We start from the raw sequence: 14,590 nt of genomic DNA on the forward strand, positions 1-14,590 counted from the left end.
CGGTGCCGTTCCGGGGGCCCGCCTACCGCGCCGTGGCGACCTCGCGCACCACGGCCCCGAGCACCTGGGCGGCCTCGGCGAACCGGTCGCGATCGGCCCCGGCGAAGCCGGCGCGCAGGTAGGGCCCGGTCGGCTCCGCCGGGAACCACTCGTCGCCGGCGGCGAGCAGCACGTCCTGCTGCTCGCACCGTCGCACCACCTCGGCCGGGTCGGTGCCGTCGGGGAGCCGCAGCCACAGGTGGATCCCCCCGACGGGCCGATGCGCCACCTCCACCTCGGGGGCGTGCGTCGTCAGGGCCTCCAGGAGCTCGTCGCGCCGCACCCGCAGCCCCGCACGCAGCGTGCGCAGGTGGCGCGCCCACCCCGGCTGGGTCACGACGTCCAGGGCGGCGGCCTGCAGCACCCCGCTCACGTACATCGTCTGCGCGGCCCGGTCGGCTAGGATGCGGTCGCGGGCCGGTCCGCGCGCCACGATCGCGCCGACCCGCAGGGCGGGGGAGACCGACTTGGTGAGCGTGCGCAGGTACACCACGTGGCCGTCGTCGTCGTGGCCCACCAGCGGCCGCGGGTCCACGTCGATGGCGAGGTCGTGGGCCCAGTCGTCCTCCACGAGGAAGCAGCCGTGCCGTCGCACGGCGGCCAGCACCGCCCGGCCGGTCTCCTCGCTCCACCGGCCCCCGGTGGGGTTGGCGAAGGTGGGCTGGGCGTAGAAGGCACGGGCACCGCTGGTGGCCAGGGCGTGGTCGACCACGTCGGGGTCGGGGCCGTCCGGACCGCTGGGCACCGGCACCAGCCGGACACCGGTCTGCGCGGCGGCCAGCAGGGCGCCCCAGTAGGTGGGCGACTCGATCACCAGGGCCCCGCCCGACCCCACGAGCGTCCGGAACACCGAGCCCAGCGCGCCCTGGAGGCCGGCGACCACCAGGGCGTCCCGCTCGCCGGGCGGGGTGACGCCGGGCCGTGCGTGGCGCCCGGCCTCGCGGGCGAACCAGGCCCGGAGCTCGGGCAGGCCGGCCGGCGGCATCCGCTGCACGGCGGCGTCCCCGCGCGACGCGCGGGCGAGCGCGGCCCGGACCAGCCGCTCGGGGAGCAGTGCGGGGTCGGGGTAGCCGCCGCGCAGCTCCACGGCGTCCGGTCGGCCGCTGCGCTGCGGCGAGGCCAGCCCGGGCAGCAGCGCCGGCCGCGCGCCGAGGGCGGCGGTCTGCCACGCCAGGTCGGCGGTGCGCGGGACGGGGGCGGTGAGGGTGAAGGTGCCGACACCGGGTCGGCTCTCCACCAGGCCCTGGGCGACCAGGTGCTGCACCGCCTTGTGCACCGTCACCGGGCTCACGCCGTGCTGGGCCACCAGGGCGCGCGACGAGGGCAGCCGGGTCCCCGGCGGGGCGTCCGCCACCCAGGAACGCAGTCGCTCGACCAGTCGCCCCGCGCTATCCTGGTTCATGACGAGACAGAGTAGCGCTACTGCCCTCGGAGCGCCTCCGCTACCGTCCCCGCGTGGTCTGGCCTGGGGGTTCGTGGGGGTCCTCGCGTTCTCCTTCTCGGTGCCGTTCACCCGGCTCGCGGTGCAGGGCGGCCTGCCGCCGCTGTTCGTCGGGGCCGGCCGCGCCGTCGTCGCGGCCGTGCTGGCCGCGGCGGCGCTCGCGCTCACCCGCCAGCGGCTCCCGCGCGCCCGGCAGTGGGTCCGGCTGCTCGTCGTGGCCGGCGGGGTGGTCGCGGGGTTCCCGCTGCTCACCTCCCTCGCCCTCGACCGCGTGCCGGCCGGCCACAGCGCCGTGGTGATCGGGCTGCTGCCGGCGGCCACGGCCGCGACGGTCGTGCTGCGGACGCGCGAGCGGGTGGCGGCCCGCTTCTGGGTGGCCGCCGGGGCGGGCGCGGTCGCGGTCGCCGGTGTCACCGCCGCCGGCTCCGGGCTGCCCCAGGGCGCGGGAGCGGCGGACCTGCTGCTCGTGGGCGCGGTCCTCGCCGCGGCGCTGGGCTACGCCGAGGGCGGGCTGCTGGCGCGCGAGCTCGGCGCCTGGCAGACCGTGTCGTGGGCCCTGGTGCTCGCCTCGCCCGCGATGCTCGCCGTCACCGTCGTCGCGCTCCTCGGTCCGGCCACCGCCGACGATCGCTGGTCGGCGGTCCCGGCGTCGGCCTGGGCGGCCTTCGCCTACCTCGCGGCGGTGTCGATGTACCTCGGCTTCTTCGCCTGGTACCGGGGCCTCGCGCTGGGGCCGATGGCCCAGGTGAGCCAGGTCCAGCTGCTGCAGCCGGTGCTCAGCCTGGTCTGGGCGACCCTGCTGCTCGGCGAGCACCTCGCTCCCGCCACCGTCGTCGGCGGCGCGGTGGTCATCGCCTGTGCGCGCAGCGCGGTGCGGGCCCGGCAGGCGCCGCCCGCCCGTCCCGCGCCCGGACGCACGACCGCGGAGCCCCCGGTGGCCCGGTGACTCCGCGGTCGGTGCGGTGCGGTGCAGTCGGTGCTGGGCGGCGTCAGACCGTCCAGGTGTCGCCGGCGTGGAGCAGGGCGGTGAGGCGGTCGTCCTGGCTGCCCTCGACGGCGCCCTGCGCCCGCTGCACCTGGTCGCGGGTGAGGTCGTCGTAGGTCGGGCGCTGCACCTGGCGGAAGATGCCGATGGGCGAGCGGTGCAGCACGCCGGCGTCGGTGAGCCGGCTCAGCGCGAACGCGGTGGTGGGGTCCTCGGCGTGGGCGTCGTGCACCAGCAGGGCGTCGGTGCCGACCTCGGCGACGTCGACCACCCGCACGCCGCCGGTGGCGGCGTCCCGGACGACGCCCTTGGCGGGCAGGCCGTCCTCGCCCGGCGCGCCGAACCGGATCGGCTCGCCGTGGGTGAGCGGGATGATCGCCTCGGCCTTGGTGTCGTTGTCCTTGATGGAGTCGAACGCGCCGTCGTTGAAGATCGGGCAGTTCTGGTAGATCTCCACCAGCGACGTGCCGCGGTGGGCGGCGGCCGCGGCGAGCACCGAGGTGAGGTGCTTGCGGTCGGAGTCGATGGTGCGGGCCACGAACGACGCCTCCGCGCCGAGCGCGAGCGACACCGGGTTGAAGGGGTGGTCGACCGAGCCCATCGGGGTGGACTTGGTGACCTTGCCGGCCTCGCTGGTGGGGGAGTACTGGCCCTTGGTGAGGCCGTAGATCCGGTTGTTGAACAGCAGGATCGTCATGTTGACGTTGCGGCGCAGCGCGTGGATCAGGTGGTTGCCGCCGATGGACAGCGCGTCGCCGTCGCCGGTGACGACCCACACCGAGAGGTCCTCGCGGGCGGTGGCCAGACCGGTGGCGATCGACGGCGCCCGGCCGTGGATCGAGTGCATCCCGTAGGTCTCGAGGTAGTACGGGAAGCGGCTGGAGCAGCCGATGCCGGAGATGAACACGATGTTCTCCCGGCGCAGGCCCAGGTCGGGCAGGAAGGACTGCACGGCCTTGAGCACGGCGTAGTCGCCGCACCCGGGGCACCAGCGCACCTCCTGGTCGGAGGAGAAGTCCTTCCCGCTCTGCGGGGTGTCGGTCGTGGGAACCAGCTCGGTGCCCGAACGCAGGGCCGGCAGGCCCAGGTCGATGTTCGTCATCGCACGCCCTCCTCGGCGTCGGTGGATCCGGTGGCGGCGGTGAGGTCGACGGTGATGCCCTCGGCCTCGGCCACGAGGTTGCCGATCGCCTCGGCGAGGTCGGCGGCCTTGAGCGGCAGGCCGCGCACCTGGTTGTAGCCGATGGCGTCGACCAGGTACTCGGCGCGCAGCAGCTTGGAGAGCTGGCCGAGGTTCATCTCGGGCACCAGGACCTTGTCGTAGCGCTTGAGGATGTCGCCGAGGTCGTTCGGGAACGGGTTGAGGTGGCGCAGGTGCACCTGGGCGACGTGGTAGCCGGCCTTGCGGACCCGGCGGCAGCCGGCGCCGATCGGGCCGTAGGTGGAGCCCCAGCCGATCACCAGCACCTTGGCCTCGCCGGACGGGTCGTCGACCTCGAGCGGGGGCAGCGAGGCGGCGATGGCCTCGATCTTGGCCTGGCGGGTGCGGACCATGCGGTCGTGGTTGGCGGGGTCGTAGGAGATGTTGCCGTGACCCTCGCCCTTCTCCAGTCCGCCGATGCGGTGCTCCAGGCCGGGGGTGCCGGGCACGGCCCACGGGCGTGCCAGGGTCTCCTCGTCGCGCAGGTAGGGCCAGAACTCGTCGGGGGTGCCGTCGGTCGACTTCTCCGAGGCGTGGTTGGGCTCGGTGGCGAAGGCCGGGTCGATGGCCGGCATCTCCGCCAGCGTCGGGATGCGCCACGGCTCGGACCCGTTGGCGAGGTAGCCGTCGGAGAGCAGCACGACGGGGGTGCGGTGGGTGACCGCGATGCGGGTCGCCTCCACCGCGGCCATGAAGCAGTCGCCGGGGGACTGGGGCGCGATGACGGCCAGCGGCGCCTCGCCGTTGCGGCCGTACATCGCCTGCAGCAGGTCGGCCTGCTCGGTCTTGGTGGGCAGACCGGTGGAGGGGCCGCCGCGCTGGACGTCGACGACGACCAGCGGCAGCTCGGTCATGACCGCCAGGCCGAGGAACTCCGACTTCAGCGCGACGCCGGGGCCGGAGGTGGTGGTGACGCCGAGCGCGCCACCGAAGGCCGCGCCGATGGCCGAGCCGATGCCGGCGATCTCGTCCTCGGCCTGGAACGTGGTGACGCCGAAGCCCTTGTGCTTGCTCAGCTCGTGCAGGATGTCGGAGGCCGGGGTGATCGGGTAGGACCCGAGGAAGACCGGCAGCCCCGAGCGCACCCCGCCCGCGATGAGGCCGTAGGCCAGCGCGAGGTTGCCGGTGATGTTGCGGTAGGTGCCCTCGGGCAGCTTGGCGGGCTTGATCTCGTACTGCACCGCGAAGGCCTCGGTGGTCTCACCGAAGTTCCAGCCCGACTTGAACGCGGTGATGTTGGCGTCGCGCACCGCGGGGTTCTTGGCGAACTTGGCGCCCAGGAACGTCTCGGTGTGCTCGGTGGGGCGGCCGTACATCCAGGACAGCAGGCCCAGGGCGAACATGTTCTTCGCCCGGGCGGCGTCCTTGCGGGAGAGCCCGAACTCCTTGACGGCCTCCACGGTCATGCCGGTGAGGTCGACCGGGTGGACCGCGAAGTCGCCCAGCAGCGACCCGGCGTCGCCCAGGGACTCCAGCGGGTTGGCCTCGTAGCCGGCCTTGGCGAGGTTGCGGGCCGTGAAGTCGTGGGTGTCCACGATCACCGTCGCGCCCTTGGGCAGGTCGGGCAGGTTCGCCTTGAGCGCGGCCGGGTTCATCGCGACCAGCACGTCGGGCGCGTCGCCGGCGGTGAGGATGTCGTGGTCGGCGAAGTGCACCTGGAACGACGAGACGCCCGGCAGGGTGCCCTGGGGGGCCCGGATCTCGGCCGGGAAGTTGGGGAGCGTCACGAGGTCGTTGCCGAAGACGGCCGACTCCTGCGTGAACCGGTCGCCGGTGAGCTGCATGCCGTCACCGGAGTCTCCTGCGAACCGGATGATCACCCGGTCCAGCTGCTTGACCTGCTTGGCCACTGTTCCACCTTCGTCGCGCTGCCCGCGTCGTCGCGGGCGTGAGTGGGTCCCGGGTCGTCCCGGCAGTCAAAAGTAGAACGCGTTCTAGACACCTGTCCAGGGCGGCGCCCTCCGCTCCACGATAACGACCGACCGTCGCCCGAGGGGGTCGTCCTGCCACTCGGATGGCGCCGGGAGTGACCGATCCCACTGGTCTAGACCGGATCGTGGCGACTGAGTGTGTCGATTCGACTGCGTTACCAATGTTGATTAGCCTGATCGAGTTAAGTCCGCGGGTGGCCCATGGCCGCCCCGACCCCCAGGAGCTTCGACCATGAAGAAGACCCAGCGGCTGGCCGCCGTCGCGGCGCTCTCCGCGCTGGCGCTGACGGCCTGCACCTCCACCGGTGGCAACGAGTCCGGCACCGACGTGCGCGTCGTCGCCTTCTCCGTGATGGAGAACGCCAACGAGCCGGTGTTCGAGGACTTCAAGGCCACCGACGCCGGTGCCGACGTGAACTTCGTGCCCAGCTACGGCCCCTCCGGCGACCAGAGCCGCTCGGTCGTGAACGGCGCCGACGCCGACGTCGTCCACTTCTCCCTCGAGACCGACGTCACGCGTCTGGTCGACGCCGGCCTGGTGGACCAGAACTGGAAGGACACCCCCACGAACGGCATCGCGACGTCCTCGGTCGTGGTGTTCGTCGTGCGCAAGGGCAACCCCGAGAACATCCAGGGCTGGGACGACCTGGTCAAGCCCGGCATCGAGGTCGTGACCCCGAACCCCGGCTCCTCCGGCTCGGCGCGGTGGAACATCCTCGCCGCCTGGGCGCACGTCGCCGGCAACGGCGGCACCGAGGAGCAGGCCAAGACCTTCGTCTCCGACCTGCTCGCCAACACCCCGGCCCTGCCCGCCTCCGCCCGTGACGCGACCTCGGCCTTCGAGGAGGGCGACCAGGACGTCCTGCTCAGCTACGAGAACGAGGCGGTCATCGCCAAGCAGAACGGCGTCGACGTCGACTACATCGTGCCCGACGACACCCTGCTGATCGAGAACCCCGCCGCGGTCACCACCGAGGCCTCCGACGCCGGCAAGGCGTTCCTCGAGTTCATGACCAGCCCCGAGGCGCAGGCCGACTACGCCCAGGCCGGCTTCCGGCCCGTGATCGACGGCGTCGACTTCGGCGACGTCGAGGGTGCCAACGACCCGACCGACCCCTTCCCGGTGCCCCCGACGCTGTTCACCATCGACGACACCTTCAACGGGTGGGGCGAGGCCGCCGACACGTTCTTCGCCGACGGCGAGGACGGCGGTCCGGTCGGCATCATCACCCAGCTGATCGCCGACTCCGGCTCCGACGCCCAGGAGTGACGTCGGCTGTGACCACTCTCGACGCCGCTCCCGCCCGCCCGGCGCGTACCCGGGCGAGCGGGGGCGGCCAGCCCCTCGGCGGGGGTTCGGCCCTCGCCCTCGGCCTGGCGATGATCTGGTTCAGCCTGCTCGTGCTCATCCCGCTGACCGCGATCGTGATCAGCGCCTCCGAGCGCGGGTTCGGCGGGTACTGGGACACCATCACCGCGCCGCAGACCCTCGCCGCCGTCCGCCTGACGGTGGGCCAGGCGCTGTTCGTGACCGCGATCAACGTCGTGATGGGCACGATCATCGCCTGGGTCCTCGTCCGTGACCGCTTCTTCGGCAAGCGGGTGCTCGACGTCATCATCGACATCCCGTTCGCCCTGCCCACGATCGTCGCCGGTCTGGTGCTGCTCGGCCTCTACGGTCCCGACAGCCCCCTCGGCCTGGACTGGGCCTACTCCTCCAAGGCCGTCTTCCTCGCGCTCGCCTTCGTCACCCTGCCCTTCGTGGTGCGCACGGTGCAGCCGGTGCTGGCCGAGCTCGAGGGCGACGTCGAGGAGGCCGCGGCCTCCCTCGGCGCCTCCAAGGCCACCATCGTGCGGCGGATCATCCTGCCCAGCCTCACTCCGGCCATCGCGGCGGGCGCGGCGCTGAGCTTCGCCCGCGCGATCGCGGAGTACGGGTCGCTGGTGCTGCTCTCGGGCAACAAGCCCTTCAGCACCGAGGTCGTCTCCGTGCGCGTGCTCACCTTCATCGAGAACGGCAGCACCTCCTCGGCGGCCGCCCTGGCGAGCCTGATGCTCCTGGTGGCGCTGGTGGTCATCGTCGCCCTTGACCTGATCCAGCGGCGGGTGAGTCGCCGTGGCTGACCTGATCCAGAAGCCCGACACGCGCTCGCGCGACCCCCACGCCACCCCGACCCCGACCCGGCGCTCGCCGGTGGCCCGGGTGCGGCAACGCTGGGCGCGGCTGGTGGCCCTGCTCGCCCTGCTGCGGCGCGACCCCGCCGAGGCCGGCCGGCTGTTCGTCGCCTGGGTGCGGCGCAACGCGATGCGGTGGCTGCTGCGCTACCTCGCCCTGGGCTACGTCTTCTTCCTCGTGGCCTGGCCGGTGGCGCTCGTGGTCAAGGAGGCCTTCGCCGACGGCGTCAGCGGCATGCTGTCGATCTTCGGCGACGAGCAGGTCGTCCACGCCCTCACCCTCACCGCCCAGGTGGCGGTGCAGGCCGTGATCATCAACCTGGTCTTCGGCGTCACGATCTCGCTGCTGCTGGTGCGCTACCGGTTCCCCGGCAAGCGGCTGCTCTCGGCGCTGATCGACGTCCCGCTCTCGGTCTCGCCGGTGGTCGTGGGCCTCTCGCTGCTGCTGGTCTACAACGGCCGCGACGGGTTCTTCGGCACCTGGCTGGAGGAGAACGGCGTCCAGATCATCTTCAGCGGGCCGGGCATCATCATGGCCACCTGCTTCGTGGCGCTCCCGCTGGTCATCCGCGAGGTCGTGCCGGTCCTCCAGGAGATCGGCGACGAACAGGAGCAGGCCGCCCGCAGCCTCGGGGCCAGCGGCCGGCAGACCTTCTGGCGCATCACCCTGCCGAGCATCAAGTGGGCCGTCGTCTACGGCGTCGTCCTCAGCCTCGCCCGCAGCCTCGGCGAGTTCGGCGCCGTCAAGGTCGTCTCGGGCAACTACCTCAACCAGACCCAGACCGCGACGCTGGTCGTGGAGGAGCAGTACCAGAGCTTCGAGAAGGCCTCGGCCTACTCGGTCTCCTTCGTGCTGGCCTTCGTGAGCGTGCTGTGCATCGTGGTCGTGTCGTTCCTGCGTCCCAAGGAGCACTCGTGAGCATCGATGTCACCCACGTCTCGAAGCGCTTCGGCGACTTCGTGGCCCTCGACGACGTCAGCGTCTCGCTGCCGACCGGTCAGCTCACCGCGCTGCTCGGCCCGTCGGGCGGCGGCAAGTCCACCCTGCTGCGCATCATCGCCGGCCTCGACACCGCCGATTCCGGCACGATCTCCATCGAGGGTCGTGACGCGACGAAGCTGCCGCCGCAGAAGCGCAACGTCGGCTTCGTCTTCCAGCACTACGCGGCCTTCAAGCACCTGAGCGTGGAGAAGAACGTCGCGTTCGGCCTGGAGATCCGCAAGCGCCCCAAGGCCGAGGTGAAGGCCAAGGTCGCCGAGCTGCTGGACCTGGTGCACCTGAGCCAGTTCGGGCACCGGCTGCCCAGCCAGCTCTCCGGCGGTCAGCGCCAGCGCATGGCGCTGGCCCGGGCGCTCGCCGTGGAGCCCACGGTGCTGCTGCTCGACGAGCCGTTCGGCGCGCTGGACGCCAAGGTCCGCAAGGAGCTGCGCGACTGGCTGCGCCGGCTGCACGACGAGGTCCACGTCACGACGATCTTCGTGACCCACGACCAGGAGGAGGCCCTCGAGGTCGCCGACGAGATCGTGGTGATCAACCAGGGCCGGGTCGAGCAGGTCGGCAGCCCCGACCAGCTCTACGACGACCCGGCCAACGACTTCGTCATGGGCTTCCTCGGGGAGGTCACCACCCTCGGCGGTCAGCGGCTGCGCCCGCACGACATCGAGGTCGACACCACCCCGGGCCGGGCAGGTGCGCTGCCCGGGACGGTGGTGCGCCACCTGCGGGTCGGCTTCGAGGTGCGCCTCACGGTGGCCGTGGACGGCGCGGAGTCCGACGTCGACGTCGTCCTCACCCGCACCCACGCCCGCTCCCTGGGGGTGGACGAGGGCGCCCGGGTGTGGCTCACCCCCGCCGCCGGCGCCACCACGGTGCCGGTGCTCGCCAAGCGCTGAGTCACCGCGACGCTGTCCGTCGTCCCCCGGCGACCACCAGGCAGCGGCAGGGGGAGGGTCGGTCAGCGGTAGTTGACGAACTGGACGGCGAAGTCCCAGTCCTGGCCCTTCACGAGGGCGATGACGGCCTGGAGGTCGTCGCGCTTCTTGGAGGACACGCGCAGCTCGTCGCCCTGCACCTGCGCCTTGACGCCCTTGGGGCCCTCGTCGCGGATGAGCTTGCCGATCTTCTTGGCGTCCTCGCTGGAGATGCCCTCCTTGAGCGTGATGCCGATCTTGGACTGCTGGCCCGAGGCCCGCGGCTCGGAGGCGTCGAGGACCTTGAGGCTGACGTTGCGCTTGATCAGCTTCTCCTTGAACACGTCGAGCACGGCGCTGGCGCGGTCGTCGGCCGAGGCGGTGATCTCGATGGCGTGCTCGCCCTTCCACTCGATGGTGGCGCCCGTGCCCTTGAAGTCGAAGCGGGTGGCGACCTCGCGGGCGGTCTGGCCCAGGGCGTTGTCGACCTCCTGGCGGTCGAGCTTGCTCACGATGTCGAAGGACGAGTCGGCCATGGCGGTGCTGCTCCTGAGGGGGTCGTGGTGGATCGGGCTGCCCGGTGAGCCCACGTCGAGCCTAGAGCGTCGGGCGATTCACAGGCGGGGCCGGTGCTGCGCTATCGTCTCCGGTGCGCCCGGAAGGCCTCGGCTCTTCCGGAGGACACCCGGCAGGTTGCCCGAGCGGCCAAAGGGAGCTGACTGTAAATCAGCCGGCACAGCCTACAGTGGTTCGAATCCACTACCTGCCACCGCAGCGGCCCTCCGACGCCCGGAGGGCCGCGGGTGTTTTTGCGGGGGCCGCGACCGGCCGTCCCTCAGTCGGGTGCGGCGAGGTAGGTGCCGGCCAGCCGCGCGATCTCGGCGACGGCGTCGGCGCGGGAGAGCGCGGCGGGCTGGTCGAGCACCCACCGCACCGCGAGCTGCTCCACGGCGAGCACCACCACCCAGGCGCGCTGCTGGCGCAGGGTCGCATCGTCGACGCCGAGCCCGGCCAGGTAGGCGCCCGCGAGCTGGATGACCCGCTGCTCCAGCGCCCGGCGCTGGCGGGCGAGGTGGGCCGCGGGGAGCTCCTCGGTGACGACGCGCAGCACGGCGGCGTCGGCCTCGAGCGCGGCGAGCAGGGCGTCGGCGACGGCATGGCCCATGGCCGGGCCCGTGGCACCGATCCGGTCGGCCAGGGCGGCGGCCACGCGCTCGGCGACCTCGTCGCTCCACCGGTCGAGCACGACGTCGAGGATCGCGGCCTTGTCGGGGAAGTACTGGTAGAGCGAGCCGGGGCTGACGCCGGCGGCGTCGGCGACCTTGTTGGTGGTGAAGCCGTCGTACCCGTGGGCCACGAGCACGTCGCGGCCGGCGGCGACCAGGCGCTCGACCATCGCGCGGGAGCGGGCCTGCCGCGGCGTCTTCCTCATGGAACGCGAATTGTAGGCGAGTAAACGCTCGCCTCATGCTGCGACCATGGCCGTCCTCCCGATGTCCCCCTCGCCCTCCTCCCACCCCGCCCACCCCGCGCGCCACCGCGAGGCCGAGCCCCGCAACCGGCGGCTCGGCCGGGCGCTGCGCGCCGTCGCCCGGGTCGAGGAGGTGGACGAGTCGCTGCTCGCGGAGATCGGGGCCGCCTTCGGGCGGGTGGACGGCCCCGGTGCCCGGTTGGCGGAGGCCATGCGTCGTCCGGCCGGGGACCCGCAGCGGGTGACCCACGCCCGGCTCGACCGCGCGCTGCGCGACGGCGCGGAGCCGGGCGACCCGGAGGCACTGGTGGCCTTCCTGGCCACCGTCGAGGCGACGCCGGCGTGGGTCGACCCCGCCCTGCTCGCCCGGGGCCAGCGGGTCTACCACCGCTTCGGGCAGAACGCCGCCGACGTGCTGCTGCAGCTCTCGCTCATCGGGGGCTACCGGTTCGGCGGGCCCACCGACCTGCTGGTGGCCACCGGCGGGCTGCACGGCGACGCGACCGTGCGCCGGCTCGCCGAGACGCAGTACTGGGCCACGACGCTGTCGCGTCCCGGGGGCCTCGAGCGTGACGGCGAGGCATGGCGGCTCACCGTCCACGTCCGTGCGATGCACGCGCTCGTCAACGCGACCTTCGCCCCGCGGTGGGACGTGGCGCGGTGGGGGCAGCCGATCAACCAGGCCGACCAGGCCGCCACCCTGGGCCTGTTCGACGCCGTGGTGCTGCTGGGCGTGCGGGCGCTCGGGGTGCCGGTGAGCCGGGAAGACTCCCGGGCGGTGATGCACCTGTGGCGCTACGTCGGCTGGTTGCTGGGGGTGGAGGACCGCTTCCTCGTCGCCACCGAACGCGAGCGGCACCGGCTCAACTACCACCTGCTGCTGGCCCAGGCCGACCTCACGCCGGCCGGCCCCCTGCTCGCACAGGCGGTGGTGGACGCGCAGCGCGACCTGCACTACCCGGACCGGGCGCGGTGGCGCGGCTGGTGGGCCCGCGAGCGGATGCTGAGCATGCTCACCGTCTTCCTCGGTCCGCAGAGCATGCGCGAGCTCGGCCTGCCGCGGCGCCCGCCGTGGGCGCATCCGCTGACGATCGCGACCAACCTGTGGCGCTACCGCACCCCCTGGGGGCGCCGTGGCCTCGACGCGTGGGGCACGCGGGTGCGCGAGCGCGTGATGGCGCGCTACTTCGGGCCCGACGGCGCCGCCCGGTCGGTCGGCGCGCTGCCGGAGGGGTCGGCCGTCTCATGAGGTGAGAAATTCCGGGCCGGACTGAACCGTAGGGGCCCCGTGATCCGTACCACCCGGTGTCGCGGCTCGCCGAGCCGCCCCGACTCGGAAGGCAGATCCATGCGCCTGGTTCCCTCAGCTCTGGCCGGTAAGCGCCCCAGCGCCCCGATGATCGTCTCCACGGCCGCGCTCGTCGTGGCCCTGGGTGGCACCTCCTACGCCGCCACCCAGATCCGCACCGCGGACATCGCCGACAACGCCGTGACCTCGGCCAAGATCAAGGACGGCGCGGTCAAGACCAACGACCTCGCCAAGGGCGTCATCAAGTCCGGTCCGCAGGGCCCGCAGGGCGACGCTGGTCCCCGCGGCCCGAAGGGCGACACCGGTGACACCGGTCCCGCCGGCGTGGGCCGCTGGGCCCTGATCAACCCGGCCGGCCAGATCGCGGCGCAGTCCGGCGGCTTCGAGATTCTCGCGGCCTACCCGACGCTGCCCGACTCCAACCCGACGGACGCGATCGACGACACCCTGCGCGCCAACGGCAACGTCTACCTCGACGCCAACGAGCCGCTCGGCAACAACGGCCTGATCGCCACGATCATGCTGCAGAACACCACCGAGCTCGACGTGATGGGCGCCCCGGGCTTCGGCAACACCAACGGTCGCGCCGCCGGTGCCGACGCCAACCCCGAGTTCTCCGGTGAGATCTCGGTGAGCCGCTGCACGAACTTCACTCCGGCCCCGCCGAACGCCGTCACCAACTGCGCGCCGACCAACGCGCGCAACGCCGAGGCCTTCGTCGTGAGCCCGCGCAACAGCGACGGCTCGGTGACCGTCGACGGGTCGCGCAAGTGGTTCTACGTCGTCATCACCGGCGACTCGAGCGACTACGTGGCGCCGACCCCGGCTCCCTGATCGACCGGGTCCGCCCGCATCCTCGGGGCCCCGTCACGCCGGTGTCAGGCACTGCGTGGCGGGGCCTCGTGCTGTCCGGACGTGGGACGCCGAGCGCGGTAGGTCGCGCCGTCGCGCTCGGCCCAGCCGGCGTCGATGAGCGTGGCCACGATCCGGTAGGTCGTCTGGCGCGGCAGGCCGCACGCCTCGGCGAGGTCGCGCATGGTCCAGGCGCGCTGGTCGAGCAGCTCGAGGGCGCGCAGCCCGTTGCTCAGGGTGCTGAGGCGGTTCGTGGTGACCATGGCGGCTAAACAATATCGGAAAACCCGACATTGGGGGAACCGGCACGCCCCGGTGCCGTGGCACTCACTCCGGGGGCAGGTCCAGGGCGCCGGTGTTGAGGGCGGAGTCCTTGCGCGAGACCAGGTCGTGGCGCTCCTGCGGCTCCAGCTGCTCCAGCAGCGCGCCCCACGACGCCGGGTGGCCGCTGACCTCCGGGCCGCGCGGCACGGGCACGACCGTGTGCACCACGCGGTCGGCGTAGAGGTGCAGCATCGTGAACGCCTGGTGGGCGTCGACGCCGGAGATCAGCCGGTCGTGGGGGAGCGGGTCGCTGGTGTAGCAGGTGGCCGAGGCCACCGACACCGGCACGCCGGCGAAGGTCGAGACGCTGGTGTAGTGGAAGTGGCCGCCGATCACGACGCGCACGTCGCTGCCGGCCACGACCGCGGCGAGCCGGTCCTGGTCGTGCAGCTCGATGAGTGCGGCCGCCGGGAGCATCGGCACCGGGATCGGCGGGTGGTGCAGGGCCAGCACGGTGCCGTGCTCGGCCGGGGTGGCGAGGACCTCGGCCAGCCACGCCAGCTGGGCGTCGTCGAGCGCGCCGTGGTGGTAGCCGGGCACGGTGGAGTCCAGGGCCACGATTCGCAGCCCCCGCACCTCGTGCACCCGGTCGCGGGGCAGCGCGGGGTCGGTGGCGTCGTCGTCGAGCAGGCCGGCCGACCAGGCGGCGCGGTCGTCGTGGTTGCCCATCGTCCACACCACCTCGGCCCCCAGGGACCGCGCGGCCGGTTCCACCAGGGCGCGCAACCGGGCGTAGGCGGCGGGTTCGCCGCGATCGGCGAGATCGCCGGTGAACACCAGCACGTCGGGGCGCGGATCGAGGTCGCCCAGCCGCTCCAGCGCCAGCCGCAGCCCCGCCTCGGGGTCGACGACGCCGTACTGCCGGGCGCCGTCGGCCAGCAGGTGCGGATCACTGAGGTGGGCCACCACGTGGGTCGGGTGCGGGTGCTGTCCCAGCGGGATCATGCGGCC

14 protein-coding genes and 1 tRNA gene are annotated in these 14,590 nt (G+C 72.9%); 8 read left to right on the forward strand and 7 right to left on the reverse strand.

The window, feature by feature from the left end; translation table 11 throughout:
- Nucleotides 1–22 precede the first annotated feature (22 nt).
- Nucleotides 23–1,441, reverse strand: coding sequence for a PLP-dependent aminotransferase family protein (locus ACERUJ_RS09675; RefSeq protein ID WP_370248311.1), 1,419 nt, complete (start codon nt 1,439–1,441; stop codon nt 23–25).
- Here ACERUJ_RS09675 and ACERUJ_RS09680 point away from each other — a divergent pair.
- Nucleotides 1,440–2,426, forward strand: a complete 987-nt coding sequence (locus tag ACERUJ_RS09680; RefSeq protein WP_370248312.1) for a DMT family transporter — start codon at nt 1,440–1,442, stop codon at nt 2,424–2,426. The two genes, ACERUJ_RS09675 and ACERUJ_RS09680, sit on opposite strands and share 2 nt — an antisense overlap.
- Nucleotides 2,427–2,469: 43 nt before the next feature.
- On the opposite strand, the gene ACERUJ_RS09685 is transcribed toward ACERUJ_RS09680, so the two are convergent.
- Nucleotides 2,470–3,567 carry a 2-oxoacid:ferredoxin oxidoreductase subunit beta gene (locus ACERUJ_RS09685; RefSeq protein WP_370248313.1) on the reverse strand — a complete coding sequence of 366 codons (1,098 nt, stop codon included), beginning with the start codon at nt 3,565–3,567 and terminating at the stop codon, nt 2,470–2,472.
- Nucleotides 3,564–5,516: a 2-oxoacid:acceptor oxidoreductase subunit alpha gene (locus ACERUJ_RS09690; protein ID WP_370248314.1), complete on the reverse strand. Its 1,953-nt coding sequence runs from the start codon at nt 5,514–5,516 to the stop codon at nt 3,564–3,566. Before ACERUJ_RS09690 ends, ACERUJ_RS09685 begins: the two co-directional genes overlap by 4 nt.
- Before the next feature lie 313 nt (nt 5,517–5,829).
- Here ACERUJ_RS09690 and ACERUJ_RS09695 point away from each other — a divergent pair, with 313 nt between their 5' ends.
- From ACERUJ_RS09695 to ACERUJ_RS09710, 4 genes are read left to right on the forward strand one after another with little or no spacing between them, the layout of a single operon-like run.
- Nucleotides 5,830–6,867 (forward strand): sulfate ABC transporter substrate-binding protein, encoded by a 1,038-nt coding sequence (locus ACERUJ_RS09695; protein ID WP_370248315.1) that lies wholly within the window; start codon nt 5,830–5,832, stop codon nt 6,865–6,867.
- Nucleotides 6,868–6,875: 8 nt separating this feature from the next.
- A complete protein-coding gene (gene cysT, locus ACERUJ_RS09700; protein ID WP_370248316.1) occupies nt 6,876–7,721 on the forward strand; it encodes a sulfate ABC transporter permease subunit CysT in 846 nt (281 codons plus the stop codon).
- Entirely contained in the window at nt 7,714–8,691 is a 978-nt protein-coding gene (locus ACERUJ_RS09705) for a sulfate ABC transporter permease (RefSeq protein ID WP_370248317.1), read from the forward strand. The genes cysT and ACERUJ_RS09705 overlap by 8 nt, the downstream gene beginning before the upstream one ends.
- Entirely contained in the window at nt 8,688–9,665 is a 978-nt protein-coding gene (locus tag ACERUJ_RS09710; protein WP_370248318.1) for a sulfate/molybdate ABC transporter ATP-binding protein, read from the forward strand. The genes ACERUJ_RS09705 and ACERUJ_RS09710 overlap by 4 nt, the downstream gene beginning before the upstream one ends.
- A 62-nt stretch (nt 9,666–9,727) precedes the next feature.
- Here the strand turns inward: ACERUJ_RS09710 and ACERUJ_RS09715 are convergent, their stop codons facing one another.
- Entirely contained in the window at nt 9,728–10,219 is a 492-nt protein-coding gene (locus tag ACERUJ_RS09715; RefSeq protein ID WP_370248319.1) for a YajQ family cyclic di-GMP-binding protein, read from the reverse strand.
- 151 nt (nt 10,220–10,370) lie between these two features.
- On the opposite strand from ACERUJ_RS09715, the gene ACERUJ_RS09720 reads away from it, so the two are divergent.
- A tRNA-Tyr gene (locus tag ACERUJ_RS09720) sits at nt 10,371–10,452 on the forward strand.
- Between the two features lie 66 nt (nt 10,453–10,518).
- Here the strand turns inward: ACERUJ_RS09720 and ACERUJ_RS09725 are convergent.
- Complete coding sequence (locus ACERUJ_RS09725; RefSeq protein WP_370248320.1) at nt 10,519–11,115, reverse strand: TetR/AcrR family transcriptional regulator; 597 nt, start codon at nt 11,113–11,115, stop codon at nt 10,519–10,521.
- Nucleotides 11,116–11,161: 46 nt separating this feature from the next.
- On the opposite strand from ACERUJ_RS09725, the gene ACERUJ_RS09730 reads away from it, so the two are divergent.
- Nucleotides 11,162–12,403 carry an oxygenase MpaB family protein gene (locus tag ACERUJ_RS09730; RefSeq protein WP_370248321.1) on the forward strand — a complete coding sequence of 414 codons (1,242 nt, stop codon included), beginning with the start codon at nt 11,162–11,164 and terminating at the stop codon, nt 12,401–12,403.
- A gap of 99 nt (nt 12,404–12,502) precedes the next feature.
- On the forward strand, nt 12,503–13,297 hold the full coding sequence (locus tag ACERUJ_RS09735) for a hypothetical protein (RefSeq protein ID WP_370248322.1): 795 nt from the start codon (nt 12,503–12,505) through the stop codon (nt 13,295–13,297).
- Nucleotides 13,298–13,341: 44 nt separating this feature from the next.
- Here ACERUJ_RS09735 and ACERUJ_RS09740 read toward each other — a convergent pair whose 3' ends face one another.
- Nucleotides 13,342–13,578: a helix-turn-helix domain-containing protein gene (locus tag ACERUJ_RS09740; protein WP_370248323.1), complete on the reverse strand. Its 237-nt coding sequence runs from the start codon at nt 13,576–13,578 to the stop codon at nt 13,342–13,344.
- Nucleotides 13,579–13,642: 64 nt separating this feature from the next.
- Nucleotides 13,643–14,584: a phosphodiesterase gene (locus tag ACERUJ_RS09745; protein ID WP_370248324.1), complete on the reverse strand. Its 942-nt coding sequence runs from the start codon at nt 14,582–14,584 to the stop codon at nt 13,643–13,645.
- Nucleotides 14,585–14,590: the final 6 nt, after the last annotated feature.

This window comes from Nocardioides sp. (assembly GCF_964228225.1).
Classification (GTDB): Bacteria; Actinomycetota; Actinomycetes; order Propionibacteriales; family Nocardioidaceae; genus Nocardioides.

Coding starts and splice junctions, on each gene's coding strand:
- ACERUJ_RS09745 (WP_370248324.1), bottom strand. CDS start 14,584: ATGATCCCGCTGGGACAGCACCCGCACCCGACCCACGTGGTGGCCCAC.
- ACERUJ_RS09740 (WP_370248323.1), bottom strand. CDS start 13,578: ATGGTCACCACGAACCGCCTCAGCACCCTGAGCAACGGGCTGCGCGCC.
- ACERUJ_RS09715 (WP_370248319.1), bottom strand. CDS start 10,219: ATGGCCGACTCGTCCTTCGACATCGTGAGCAAGCTCGACCGCCAGGAG.
- ACERUJ_RS09675 (WP_370248311.1), bottom strand. CDS start 1,441: ATGAACCAGGATAGCGCGGGGCGACTGGTCGAGCGACTGCGTTCCTGG.
- ACERUJ_RS09730 (WP_370248321.1), top strand. CDS start 11,162: ATGGCCGTCCTCCCGATGTCCCCCTCGCCCTCCTCCCACCCCGCCCAC.
- ACERUJ_RS09725 (WP_370248320.1), bottom strand. CDS start 11,115: ATGAGGAAGACGCCGCGGCAGGCCCGCTCCCGCGCGATGGTCGAGCGC.
- ACERUJ_RS09680 (WP_370248312.1), top strand. CDS start 1,440: ATGACGAGACAGAGTAGCGCTACTGCCCTCGGAGCGCCTCCGCTACCG.
- ACERUJ_RS09685 (WP_370248313.1), bottom strand. CDS start 3,567: ATGACGAACATCGACCTGGGCCTGCCGGCCCTGCGTTCGGGCACCGAG.
- ACERUJ_RS09695 (WP_370248315.1), top strand. CDS start 5,830: ATGAAGAAGACCCAGCGGCTGGCCGCCGTCGCGGCGCTCTCCGCGCTG.
- ACERUJ_RS09735 (WP_370248322.1), top strand. CDS start 12,503: ATGCGCCTGGTTCCCTCAGCTCTGGCCGGTAAGCGCCCCAGCGCCCCG.